Here is an 11,197-nt window from a genome sequence, read left to right on the forward strand (position 1 = left end):
GTCAGGAGCGCGGCCGCTCCGGCTGGTCGCAGCGATAGGCCCGCCCGTTGACCGACGCGACCGGCACGAACCGGCCGCCCGCCGCCCGGCATTCGGCGACATGCGCGTCCATGGCCCACTTGTCGGCGAGGGCGAGGCTGAGCGGGACGACCGTGACCACCAGCAGCAGCGCGACCACGGCACAGACCGCCCAGCCGACCCCGCGGGGCGGCGGCTCCGGCGGATGGTAGCGCTCCGGCGGCAGCGGCGCGAGGAACGCCAGCGTGGTGAGCCCGAGGAGAGTGGCGGCGCCCATGGTCATCCCGCATCGGTCAGGCGCCCCAGACTAAGCCGAGGCGGGCGCCCGGGGGAGGCGACCATACGAAGCAGCGCCCCCGGCCGAGCCCAGGGCTTCCGCCGGCCCAGACCTCCCGTCGGCCCGAGCCTCAGGCCCAGCGCGCCAGGGCCGCCTCCGCTTCCGCGGCGTTGTCGCGGATGCGGTAGACGGTCTGCCGGCTGAGGCCGGTCGCGACAGCGATCGCCGAGATCCCCCGCCCCTCGACGAGGGCGGAGCGCACCGCTTCGTACTGCGCCCGGCTGAAGCTCGGCTTGCGTCCGCGATAGACGTCGCTGCGCGCCCGCGCCTGGGCGATGCCGGCCTTCTGCGCCTCTCGCATGGCCTCCGCCTGGGCCTGGGCCGTCGCCGCCATGAAACCGATGAGGGCATCGCGCACGGCCTGCTGCATCGGATCCGCCGTGGCGCCGTCGAAGGTCAGCCGGTGGATGACCGTGCGCACCACGACGCCCCGGCGCATCATCTCCCGCAGGGTGTCGCAGACGTCGGCGTAGTTGCGGCCGAGGCGGTCGACCCAGCGCACCACCAGGACGTCGCCCCGCCGCAGCAGGTCGAACAGCCGGCGCCCCTGCGGCCGCTCGCGCAGGCAGGTGCTCAGGCCCGACACGCCGTCATCCGCCACGACCTCGTCGACGACGAAGCCCGCGGCGGCAGCCTGCGCCTCCTGATGGGCGATGGTCTGGTCTCCGGTCGAGACCCGGGCATACAGAATGGTCTTCATCGATCACGGCCGCACTCGGACATTCGGGCCCGCAGGACGACGCCCGTGCGTTGCCGTGTCAATCCATTCGACGGCGCAGGGACGAAGGTGCGGCGGCGTGATGCGGGGGTGGTTCGGCACCCTGGGGCTGCGTCCGTCGCCCCGCCCCGGCGCTACGGAGTACGGCTCTCAGCCGCCGTCACCGCGGATCCCGTTCAGCACGCGGTCGAGGTCCCGCTGGCGTTCGGTGCGGACGTCCGGATCGGCCGTTGAAGCGTCCACGCGGCACCGTCTGGCCGGTGGGCAGGGTGCCGCGCGACCGACGCCGGATGCGCGCGTCGCTTCGGCGAAAGCCGGCGTCCAGGGCATCCTTGGCCCGAGACTTACGGCACCTTTGTCCAAGATGTATTCATGATGCATCGAGACGGGGCGAACCCTCATCTCAGGCCCCACCGTTTAATCCTGTCTTCTACGTGCCTGGCCGCACGTCATGGCTGAGATCGAGGCCCCATATTGGGTTCAGACAGATGAAGCGAACCAAGAAAAACGGTTCGCACTGTATAGGAGCCCGATAGCCACAATGAAGACCCGTATCGCCGCCCTCGCCGTCGCCCTCGTCCTCGGCGTTGCTCCGATCTCGTCCGCCATGGCTTTCGAAAGGCCGTCCCGTTACACCGCCTTCTCGCCCTCCGACGTCGAAACGACCGGTTCGCTCGAGTTTCGCAGCGTCGCCCCCCTGCGAAACCCCTACAGCTGTCCGATGAGCTCAGCCGCCGAGGGCAACGCCAACCAGCAGAACTTCCCCACCCAGCAGTACGGCCAGACCTCGGGCGGAAACCGCTGCTGATCGCACACCCCAACCCGACCGGACACCCCGAGGAGACCCCCATGCTGCTGAAAGGCTTCTCCTACGCCATGATCGCCGCTTTCGCCGGCGGACTCGTCTTCACCCTCGTCGGCTCGGCCCAAACCTTTCTCAACCTCTGAGCCGTTCCCGACCGACAAGATCTCACACCGACCCGCCCGGCCTCCGCCGTGGCGGGTCGCGTCGTGGGTTCGGGAAGCTCCCGCCGGGCGGCGCTCGCCACCCGGTCTCCCGGAGGCTATAGCCGTGTGGCGTGCGTCGGCGCGTCCCCGCTCGCGGAGGGGCGCCTCCGGCCGATCGCGAGGCTGCCCGTGTCCGCCCGTTCCTCTCATCGCCCGAGCTGATGCCGCCTCAACTTCTCCTTGCCATCGCGGCGATCCTTCCTTTCCTCGGCAGCGCGGCCGTGATCAGCCTGCCCGGACATGCGCGCAATGCCGCCGCGATCCTGGCCGGGTCGACCCTGGTGGCGTGCCTCGCCTGCATCGGGCTTCTCTACCCAATGGTGTCCGCGCCCGGCGGCAGCCTGGTCTGGGCGGTGGACTGGCTTCCGACGCTCGGCGTCCAGTTCGTCCTGCGGCTCGATGGCCTGGCCTGGCTGTTCGCAGTCCTCGTGCTCGGGATCGGCGCGCTCGTCGTCCTGTACGCGCGCTACTACATGGCCGCCGAAGATCCGGTCCCGCGCCTGTTCAGCTATCTCCTCGCTTTCGTCGGCGCGATGCTGGGGATCGTGCTCTCGGGCAACCTGATCCAGCTAGTCGTGTTCTGGGAACTGACGAGCATCGTGTCCTTCCTGCTGATCGGCTACTGGACCGACAATGCGTCCGCCCGCGACGGGGCCCGGATGGCCCTCACCATCACGGCGGCCGGCGGTCTCTGCCTGTTCGTCGGCATGGTGCTGATCGGGCAGATCGTCGGGAGCTACGACCTGGCGGTGGTCCTGGCCTCGGGTGACACGATCCGCTCCAGCCCGCTCTACCTCCCGGCCCTGGTGCTCGTGCTCGCGGGTGCCCTCACCAAGTCGGCGCAGTTCCCCTTCCATATCTGGCTGCCGCGCGCGATGGCGGCCCCGACGCCGATCAGCGCGTACCTACATTCCGCCACCATGGTGAAGGCCGGCATCTTCCTGATGATCCGGTTCTGGCCCGTGCTGGCCGGCACCGAGACCTGGTACTGGATCGTCGGCACCGCCGGCATGGCGACGATGCTGGTGGGCGCCTGGAGCGCGATCTTCCAGCACGACCTCAAGGGCCTGCTCGCCTACTCCACGATCAGCCATCTCGGGCTGATCACCCTCCTGCTCGGTCTCGACTCGCCCCTCGCCGTCGTGGCGGCGATCTTCCACACCGTGAACCACGCGACCTTCAAGGCCTCGCTCTTCATGGCGGCCGGGATCATCGACCACGAGACGGGCACGCGGGACATGCGCCGCCTCAGCGGGCTGTGGCGGGCGATGCCCTACACGGCGACGCTGGCGATGGTGGCCGCCGCCGCGATGGCGGGCGTGCCCCTCCTCAACGGCTTCCTCTCGAAGGAGATGTTCCTGGCCGAGGCGGTCGACAATGCGGGCGAGCACGGGCTGAACCTCGCCCTGCCGATCCTGGCGACGCTCGCGAGCGCCTTCACCATGCTCTACTCGGTGCGCTTCATCCGCCAGACCTTCTTCGGGCCCGCCCCCCACGACCTGCCGCAGGTGCCCCATGAGCCGGTCCGCTGGATGCGCATCCCGATCGAACTGCTCGTCCTGGTCTGCATCGCCATCGGCCTCGTGCCGAATCTCACCATCGGGCCCGCCCTCGCGGGCGCGGTCCGGTCGGTCCTCGGGGCGCGGACGCCGGACTACGACCTCGCGATCTGGCACGGCTTCAACGCGCCGCTGGCCCTGAGCGTCGTGGCGCTGGTAGGGGGCGTCGCGCTCTACGGCGTGTTCGGGCGGCGGATCAACGCCAATCCCCGCGGCGGCCCCTGGCTGATGGACCGGCTCGACGGCGGCCGGCTGTTCGAACGGGCGATGACCGGGCTCGTGACCGGTGCCCGCCGGTTGGAGGGGCACCTGGGCAGCGAGCGCCTCCAGGTGCAGTTGCGCATCCTCTTCCTGACCGTGCTCCTGGCCGCCATGCTGGCCGGAGCCGTGCGGGGGCTCGACCTCTTCGCACCGGGACGCGCCACGACGTTCGACCCCGCCTTCGCCCTGATGTGGCTGGTCGGTGCGGCCTGCGCCGTGGGGGCGGCCGAACGGGCGAAGTATCATCGCCTCTCGGCCGCCATCTTCGTCGGCGGAGCCGGACTCGTCAGCAGCCTGACCTTCCTCTGGCTCTCGGCGCCCGACCTCGCGGTCACGCAGATCCTCGTGGAGATCGTCACCACGGTGATGCTGCTGCTGGGCTTGCGCTGGCTGCCCAAGCGCGACGCCGCGATTCCGGCTCCGGCCTCCGAGGCGGCGCGGGCCCGGCGGCGGCGCATCGTCGACCTCTGCATCGCGGCCTTCGCGGGCCTCGGCCTCGCCGGCCTGGCCTACGCGGTGATGACCCGGCCGGCGGTCGACGGCATCGCGCGCTGGTTCGTCGAGGAGGCCTACCCGCAGGCGGGCGGGCGCAACGTGGTCAACGTCCTGCTGGTCGATTTCCGTGCGTTCGACACCCTGGGCGAGATCTGCGTGCTCGGCATCGTCGGGCTCACGGTGTTCGCGCTGCTGCGCCGCTTCCGCCCGGCCTCGGACAGTCTCGGACGTCCCAAGCAGCAGGTCAGGCACGATGCCTACGACGCGGCACGGGCCGGCCGCAGCCCCGGCGACACCGCCGCCGATGCCCTGCTGGTTCCCCGCGTGGTGATGACGTGGCTGTTCCCCTTCATCGTCCTGCTCGCCCTGCACCTGTTCCTGCGGGGACACGACCTGCCCGGCGGGGGCTTCGCGGGCGGCATCGCGCTGACCATCGCCTTCGTGCTGCAATACATGGCCCAGGGGGCCGAGTGGGTGGAGGAGCGCCTGCGCATCCGGCCGATCGCCTGGATCGGCGTCGGCCTGCTGGTCGCCGTCCTGGCGGGCGCGGGATCCTGGCTGTTCGGGCGCCCGTTCCTCACCGCCTCCTTCGCCTACTGGGAGCCGCCGCTGCTCGGAAAGGTGCCGGTCGCGAGCGCACTGGTGTTCGATCTCGGGATCATGGTCCTGGTGGTGGGCGCGAGCGCGCTGATGCTCGTCGCCCTGGCGCACCAGTCCGTGCGCCGGACGCGGGCGGCCGAAGCCGAGGCGGAGCGCGCCGCCGAGAGGGAGCCGGCCTGATGGAACTCGTCCTGTCGCTGGGCATCGGCGTCTTCGCCGCCTCGGGCATCTGGCTGATGTTGCGCCCGCGCACCTTCCAGGTCGCCCTCGGCATCTCGCTGCTGAGCTACGCCGTGAACCTCTTCATCTTCGCCATGGGCCGTCTGACGGTCGGGGCGCCGCCGGTGCTCGGGGCCGGCGCTGAGGTGGTCTCCGTCGACGATCCGGTCCCGCAGGCCCTGGTCCTCACCGCCCTGGTGATCGGCTTCGCGCTGACGGCGCTCTTCCTCGTCGTCCTGCTGGCCGCCCGCGGCATCACCGGCAGCGATCACGTGGATGGCCGCGAGCCTGGCGAGGGCGAACCGCAGCCCGGGAATCCGCACCCATGAGACGCTTCCTCAGCGTGACGCCCTTCCCCGGCCGGACGCGCTCCCCCAGCATGAGGCGTTCCTCTGCGATGACCCGTTGCCGATGACCCCATCCGTCCTGACTGCCACCGCCGAGACCACCTGGTCGGACCACCTCGTGGTGCTGCCGATCGTGCTGCCGATCGCCGTGGCCGGGGTGATGTTCCTGTTGGACGAGCGGCGGCGCCGGCTGAAATCGGGGCTCAGCCTCGTCACCGTGCTTCTCCTTCTCGGCATCGCCCTGGTGCTGGCCCTGCGCGCCGAGGCAGCGGCCCAGGTCTATCGCCTCGGCAATTGGGACGCGCCCTACGGCATCGTCCTGGTGGCCGACCGGCTCTCGGCGCTGATGCTGGTGCTGGCGAGCGTGCTCGGCCTGTGCGCCCTCGTCTTCTCCTTCGCCCGCTGGGGCCGGGCGGGACCCCGCTTCCACGGCCTGTTCCTACTGCTCCTGATGGGCGTGAACGGGGCCTTCCTCACCGGCGACCTGTTCAACCTGTTCGTCTTCTTCGAGGTGATGCTGGCCGCCTCCTACGGCCTCGTCCTGCACGGCTCGGGCGAGATGCGGATCCGGGCCGGCCTCGGCTACATCGCCGTGAACCTGGTCGCCTCGCTGTTCTTCCTCGTCGGCGTCAGCCTGATCTACGGAACCATGGGGACGCTCAACATGGCGGACCTCGCGCGGCGGCTCGCGGCGCCGGCGGCCGCCGAACCGGCCCTGTTCGAGATCGGCTGCGCCGTGCTCGGCATCGCCTTCCTGATCAAGTGCAGTGCCTGGCCCCTCGGCTTCTGGCTGCCGACGACCTACGCGGCGGCGAGCGCGCCCGCGGCGGCGATCCTCGCCATCCTGAGCAAGGTCGGCATCTACGTGGTGATCCGCCTCAGTCAGCTCCTGTTCGGTTCGGGCCTGTCCGCCGGCTTCGGCCAGACCTGGATCCTCGCGGCCGGGCTCGCGACCATGGCCTACGGCACCATCGGGATCCTGGCCGCGCGCGAGCTCACCCGGGCGGCGGGCTACGCCGTGATGATCTCGTCCGGCACGATGCTGGCGGTCCTGGGCACCGGCAGCGCCGCAGCGCTCGCGGGCGCCCTGTACTACCTCGTGGGATCGACGCTGGCCGCCGGCGCCCTGTTCCTCCTCGCCGAGATCCTGCAGCGGGGCCGCGCTCCGGGGCAGACCCAGCAGGCGGTCTTCGCCGACGAGTACCGCGACCCCTTCGACGACGCCGACGCGATCGAGATCGGCCGGACGTTTCCGGCGGCGGTCGCGCTCCTGGGAAGCGGCTTTCTCCTCTGCACGCTGATGCTCGCCGGCATTCCGCCGCTGGCCGGGTTCGTCGGCAAGCTCGCGATGTTCACCGGATTGGCCACGGGCCCGATCACGGCCTCGGCCTGGTGGCTGATCGCCGCCCTGACGCTCTCCAGCTTCGGCACCCTGGCGCCGCTGGTCCGTCTCGGCATCCAGAACCTCTGGGTTCCGAGCGACGACCCGCCCCCGGTGCTCCGCCCGCCCGAGTTCCTGGCTCTGGCCGGATTGCTCGCGGCCTGCCTGGCCCTCGCCCTCTGGGGCGGCCCGGCCCTCGCCTACGCGGACGCCACCGTCCAGTGGCTGGCGCAACCGCAGGATTACGTCCGGGCCGTCCTCGGCGCCGCCCATGGAGGGGCGGGCGCATGAGCCGGTTCCTGCCCTACCCGCTGCTGACGGTCGCCCTCGCCCTGACCTGGCTCCTGCTGAACGCCCCGATCACACCGGGAAGCGCCGCGCTGGCGCTCCTCGTCGGGGTGTCGGTTCCCGCCGTGATGCGGGCGCTGCAGCCCCGCGCCGTCCTCGTGCGCGCGCCGGGCACCCTCGCGCGCCTCGCCGTCGTCGTGCTCTACGACATGGTCCGGTCGAACGTCGACGTCGCCCGGATCATCCTGGGCCTGCGCCGCGGGGAGCGGCGCACCGGGTTCGTGACGATCCCCCTCGACCTGCGCGAGCCCTTCGGCATCACGGTCCTGTCGATCATCCTCACCGGCACCCCCGGCACGCTCTGGGTGCAGTACGATTCGCAGACCGGCTGCCTGCTCCTGCACGTGCTCGACTATACGGGCGGGGACGAATGGGTGCGGCGGGTGAAGGACCGCTACGAGCGTCCCCTGATGGAGGTCTTCGCATGAGCGCCACCGCCGTTCTCGACTGGGGGCTCGGCCTGGCCCAGGGCATGCTCGTGCTGGCGATGGCGCTCGCCGCGTGGCGGATGTTGCGCGGTCCGCGCGCGCAGGACCGCATCCTCGGCCTCGACACCCTCTACCTCAACGGCATGCTGGCGATCGTGGTCCACGGCATGCGCACCGGCAGCGGCCTCTACTTCGAGGCGGCGCTGATCCTCGGCATGATCGGCTTCACCGCCACCGTGGCGCTGGCCAAGTTCCTGATGCAGGGCGAGGTGATCCAATGAGCGGCGCGGAGCTGCCGCTCTGGGCCGCCTGGCTGGTGGTCGCGATGGCGGTCGTCGGAGCCGCCTTCTCGCTGACCGGAGCCCTCGGCCTCATCCGCCTGCGGACCTTCTACGAGCGCGTCCACGCGCCGACCCTCGGGGCGACGCTGGGCATGGCCCTGATCCTCATCAGTTCCATGCTGCTCCTTTCGCTGCTCGAGGGCCGGCTCGTCCTGCGCGACGCCCTGATCGGCGTGTTCCTCACCGTGTCGACGCCCGTCACGCTCCTGCTCCTCGCGCGGGCCGCGGCACATCGCGACCGCCACGAGGGCACGCCCGACGCGCCGCCGGAGATCTGACGCTCGCGCCGGCCAGCGCCCGGCCGGGACGAACCGAACCGGCCCGGACGGACTTGGCGCGACAGGCTCACGCGACCCGCCGGAATGCGGGTCGCACCGCCCCGCGGATCGGTGTTCCCGAGGATGCGTCCCGGGTTCGGGCGACAATCCTGCCGCCCAGGGGCGGGGCGCGTCGACAAGGATCGGCGGCCCCGGCTCAGAGCTCCGGCACGGCGTGAGGGTCGAGGACCGCCCCGTAGGTCAGGACGGCCCGTGCGAGGCGCGTCATGTTCTGCGCGGCCGCGTTGAGCCGGGGGACCATCGGATCGTCGGCCGGTAGCGCGGCGACCAGCAGGACGAGTGCGTCCTGAAGGCCCTGCAGCGAGCGCGTGATCGACGCGGAGGTGCCGGCGAGCCGATGGCGGCACCCGCCGGCCTCGAGATCCGCCAGGCCGGCGCGGTTCTCCGCCGGGCCGAAACGGTGGGCGGACCGGTCGAACGGAAGGCCGGAGGTTTCGCGCATGGCCGCCTCACGCCGTCCGGATCTTGGCGAGGAAGCGGGAGACCTCGCCGTCGAGATGCTCGGACTGGCGCGAGAGGTCCGAGGCGGCGGTGAGGACCTGGGTCGCCGCGCTTCCGGTCTCCTCGGCCGCCCGGGCGACACCGGACATGTTGCTGGTGACCTCGCCGGTCCCGGTGGCGGCCTCGGTCACGTTGCGCACGATCTCCTGGGTCGCCGCCCCCTGCTGCTGCACGGCGGCCGCGATGGACCCCGCGACCGCGTCGATCTCCTTGATGCGCCGACGGATGCCATCGATGGCGCTCACGGCGCCTCCCGTCGCCCCCTGGATCCGCCCGATCTGCCCGGTGATCTCATCGGTCGCCCGGGCCGTCTGGTTGGCGAGTTCCTTGACCTCGGCCGCGACCACCGCGAAGCCGCGTCCGGCCTCGCCGGCCCGGGCCGCCTCGATGGTCGCGTTCAGGGCCAGGAGGTTGGTCTGGCTCGCGATGGCCGAGATCATGGCGACGACGTCGCCGATCCTGCGCACGGCCTCGCTGAGTTCCTGGACCAGGGTCGCCGTCTGTTCCGCCTCGGCGACCGCCTGGCCCGCCAGGACCTCCGAGCCCGCGACCTGCCGGCTGATCTCGTCGACCGAGGCCCCGAGCTCCTCCGCGGCCGCCGCGACGGTGCCGACATTGGCGGCCGCCTGGCTCGCGGCGGCAGCTACGGCGGTCGATTGCTGTGCGGTCTCCGCCGCGATGCCCGACATGCCGGAGGCGGTCGCCTGCAGCTCGGTCGCCGCGGAGGCGACAGAGGCCAGGACGGCTCCCACCGTCTGCTCGAAGGCGTCGGCCAGTTGCACGCGCTCGGCCCGGTGGCGGGCCTCGGCCTCGACCCGCTCGCGCGCGGAGGCCTCCTCGAGGCGCCGGACCTGTTCCCGCTGCTCGACCTGGGCCGTCACGTCGATGGCGAACTTGGTGATCTGTATGGGTCGTCCGTCGGCGTCGAGCACCGGGTTGTAGCTGGCCTCGATCCAGACCTCGCGCCCCGCCTTGCCGATGCGGCGGAACTGCCCGGCCTGGGACTCGCCGCGGCGCAGGGCTTCCCAGAACCGGGCGTACTCGGCACTCGCGCGGTGGGCAGCGTCGACGAACAGGCCGTGATGCTGGCCGACGACCTCGGCCGCCGTATAGCCGACGGCGGCGAGGAAGTTGGCATTCGCCTCGAGGACGCGGCCGTCGAGGTCGAAGCTGATCACGGCCTGCGACCTGCGGATGGCGTCGACCTGCCCGCGAAGCGCGTTGGTCTCGACGGTCTGCGCCGTGATGTCGGTGGCGTACTTCACCACCCGCGCGACCTGGCCGGCGCCGTCGCGGATCGGATTGTACGAGCCCTTGATCCAGACGGCCTTGCCGTCCTTGGCGACCCGCTTGAATTCGGCGACCTCCGCGTGGCCCGCCCGGAGGCCGTCCCAGAAGGCGGCGTAGGCGCGGCTGTCCCGGTAGGCCGCCTCCACGAACAGGCTGTGATGGCGTCCCCGAACCTCGTCGAGGGTGTAGCCCATGACCGCGAGGAAGGCCGCGTTGGCCGACACGATGGTGCCATCCGGGGTGAACTCGATGACGGCCTGGGACGCCTCGATCGCGGCGAGGCGGCGCGCCTGGTCCTCCCGCTCCAGGCGGGGGGTGGCGTCGGTCCATTCCAGGACGTAGCCCGAGATCCTGTGGCCCTCCATCAGCGGCGTGACGGCGACGTCGAAGGGTCTGCCGCCCAGGCGGACCAGGGCGTCGTGCCGATGGCGCAGCCCGACGGCGACGATGGACTGGCCGGACAGGTCGCGGCAGAGGTCGTCGAGGCGGCGACCCTTATGGTCGGCTCCGCCCGGCCCGAGCAAGTCTTCCATGGCAGGATTCATCGTCGTGACGACCGACAATGCGTCGATCCCAAGAACCGGCATACGCAAGCCGCCAAACACTGCGGCGCCGGACCTCGACTTACGTGACGCTCCCATGAAATCGAACATCAGATATTTCTCCCCTTATGCTGACTTGCTGTTCGAATCTTCGCGATGACCGATCCAGAACATCACATCATTGTGAGACCGCACCACTTGACGATATCTGAATCAGATATTCAGCCCGGCACTGGAAAACTGTCTTTCCGCTACTCGGACGCCCAAAAAAACCATTCTTTCGTCGTAATATCGACGATCGTGACAGATTTTATGCCACACGCGTGCCTTCTTGGCTCTTGGATCAGGCCGGTGCGAAGGGCGTCTGCGAACCGCCGTCACCCCGGCAGAAGGGCCGTCCGACCCGCTCCGGCCCGGCCTGGCTGGGTCCGGCGGGACGACCGAAGGAGGTTCGGGACCGAAGCAT

11 protein-coding genes are annotated in these 11,197 nt (G+C 70.8%); 7 read left to right on the forward strand and 4 right to left on the reverse strand.

Annotated features, from left to right (window positions below; genetic code table 11):
* Position 1: 1 nt before the first annotated feature.
* Positions 2 to 295, reverse strand: coding sequence for a hypothetical protein (locus AC6EUL_RS13500; RefSeq protein WP_156389599.1), 294 nt, complete (start codon positions 293 to 295; stop codon positions 2 to 4).
* Between the two features lie 130 nt (positions 296 to 425).
* Positions 426 to 1,055: a recombinase family protein gene (locus AC6EUL_RS13505; protein WP_056213119.1), complete on the reverse strand. Its 630-nt coding sequence runs from the start codon at positions 1,053 to 1,055 to the stop codon at positions 426 to 428.
* A 559-nt stretch (positions 1,056 to 1,614) separates the two neighbouring features.
* Between AC6EUL_RS13505 and AC6EUL_RS13510 the strand changes: the two genes are divergently transcribed.
* The 7 genes from AC6EUL_RS13510 to mnhG all read left to right on the forward strand — a co-directional run bounded on the left by AC6EUL_RS13510 (position 1,615) and on the right by mnhG (position 8,338).
* A complete protein-coding gene (locus AC6EUL_RS13510) occupies positions 1,615 to 1,881 on the forward strand; it encodes a hypothetical protein (protein ID WP_499870639.1) in 267 nt (88 codons plus the stop codon).
* A 361-nt stretch (positions 1,882 to 2,242) separates the two neighbouring features.
* Positions 2,243 to 5,176, forward strand: coding sequence for a monovalent cation/H+ antiporter subunit A (locus AC6EUL_RS13515; RefSeq protein WP_499870641.1), 2,934 nt, complete (start codon positions 2,243 to 2,245; stop codon positions 5,174 to 5,176).
* The gene (locus AC6EUL_RS13520; RefSeq protein ID WP_056216341.1) at positions 5,176 to 5,544 is read left to right on the forward strand and encodes a Na+/H+ antiporter subunit C; all 369 of its coding nucleotides are present in this window, start codon (positions 5,176 to 5,178) and stop codon (positions 5,542 to 5,544) included. The genes AC6EUL_RS13515 and AC6EUL_RS13520 overlap by 1 nt, the downstream gene beginning before the upstream one ends.
* Positions 5,545 to 5,626: 82 nt before the next feature.
* Positions 5,627 to 7,234 carry a monovalent cation/H+ antiporter subunit D gene (locus AC6EUL_RS13525; RefSeq protein ID WP_499870644.1) on the forward strand — a complete coding sequence of 536 codons (1,608 nt, stop codon included), beginning with the start codon at positions 5,627 to 5,629 and terminating at the stop codon, positions 7,232 to 7,234.
* Positions 7,231 to 7,719, forward strand: a complete 489-nt coding sequence (locus tag AC6EUL_RS13530; protein WP_056216337.1) for a Na+/H+ antiporter subunit E — start codon at positions 7,231 to 7,233, stop codon at positions 7,717 to 7,719. The genes AC6EUL_RS13525 and AC6EUL_RS13530 overlap by 4 nt, the downstream gene beginning before the upstream one ends.
* The gene (locus AC6EUL_RS13535; protein WP_056216335.1) at positions 7,716 to 8,000 is read left to right on the forward strand and encodes a K+/H+ antiporter subunit F; all 285 of its coding nucleotides are present in this window, start codon (positions 7,716 to 7,718) and stop codon (positions 7,998 to 8,000) included. Before AC6EUL_RS13530 ends, AC6EUL_RS13535 begins: the two co-directional genes overlap by 4 nt.
* A complete protein-coding gene (gene mnhG, locus AC6EUL_RS13540) occupies positions 7,997 to 8,338 on the forward strand; it encodes a monovalent cation/H(+) antiporter subunit G (protein WP_499870647.1) in 342 nt (113 codons plus the stop codon). Before AC6EUL_RS13535 ends, mnhG begins: the two co-directional genes overlap by 4 nt.
* A gap of 196 nt (positions 8,339 to 8,534) precedes the next feature.
* On the opposite strand, the gene AC6EUL_RS13545 is transcribed toward mnhG, so the two are convergent.
* Both AC6EUL_RS13545 and AC6EUL_RS13550 read right to left on the reverse strand, forming a co-directional pair.
* Positions 8,535 to 8,840 (reverse strand): hypothetical protein, encoded by a 306-nt coding sequence (locus tag AC6EUL_RS13545; protein WP_056277000.1) that lies wholly within the window; start codon positions 8,838 to 8,840, stop codon positions 8,535 to 8,537.
* A 7-nt stretch (positions 8,841 to 8,847) separates the two neighbouring features.
* A complete protein-coding gene (locus AC6EUL_RS13550) occupies positions 8,848 to 10,722 on the reverse strand; it encodes a methyl-accepting chemotaxis protein (RefSeq protein WP_499870649.1) in 1,875 nt (624 codons plus the stop codon).
* Positions 10,723 to 11,197 lie beyond the last annotated feature (475 nt).

This window comes from Methylobacterium sp. 001424705, from assembly GCF_059816145.1.

Coding starts and splice junctions, on each gene's coding strand:
- AC6EUL_RS13500 (WP_156389599.1), bottom strand. CDS start 295: ATGGGCGCCGCCACTCTCCTCGGGCTCACCACGCTGGCGTTCCTCGCG.
- AC6EUL_RS13505 (WP_056213119.1), bottom strand. CDS start 1,055: ATGAAGACCATTCTGTATGCCCGGGTCTCGACCGGAGACCAGACCATC.
- AC6EUL_RS13510 (WP_499870639.1), top strand. CDS start 1,615: ATGAAGACCCGTATCGCCGCCCTCGCCGTCGCCCTCGTCCTCGGCGTT.
- AC6EUL_RS13515 (WP_499870641.1), top strand. CDS start 2,243: ATGCCGCCTCAACTTCTCCTTGCCATCGCGGCGATCCTTCCTTTCCTC.
- AC6EUL_RS13520 (WP_056216341.1), top strand. CDS start 5,176: ATGGAACTCGTCCTGTCGCTGGGCATCGGCGTCTTCGCCGCCTCGGGC.
- AC6EUL_RS13525 (WP_499870644.1), top strand. CDS start 5,627: ATGACCCCATCCGTCCTGACTGCCACCGCCGAGACCACCTGGTCGGAC.
- AC6EUL_RS13530 (WP_056216337.1), top strand. CDS start 7,231: ATGAGCCGGTTCCTGCCCTACCCGCTGCTGACGGTCGCCCTCGCCCTG.
- AC6EUL_RS13535 (WP_056216335.1), top strand. CDS start 7,716: ATGAGCGCCACCGCCGTTCTCGACTGGGGGCTCGGCCTGGCCCAGGGC.
- mnhG (WP_499870647.1), top strand. CDS start 7,997: ATGAGCGGCGCGGAGCTGCCGCTCTGGGCCGCCTGGCTGGTGGTCGCG.
- AC6EUL_RS13545 (WP_056277000.1), bottom strand. CDS start 8,840: ATGCGCGAAACCTCCGGCCTTCCGTTCGACCGGTCCGCCCACCGTTTC.
- AC6EUL_RS13550 (WP_499870649.1), bottom strand. CDS start 10,722: ATGGAAGACTTGCTCGGGCCGGGCGGAGCCGACCATAAGGGTCGCCGC.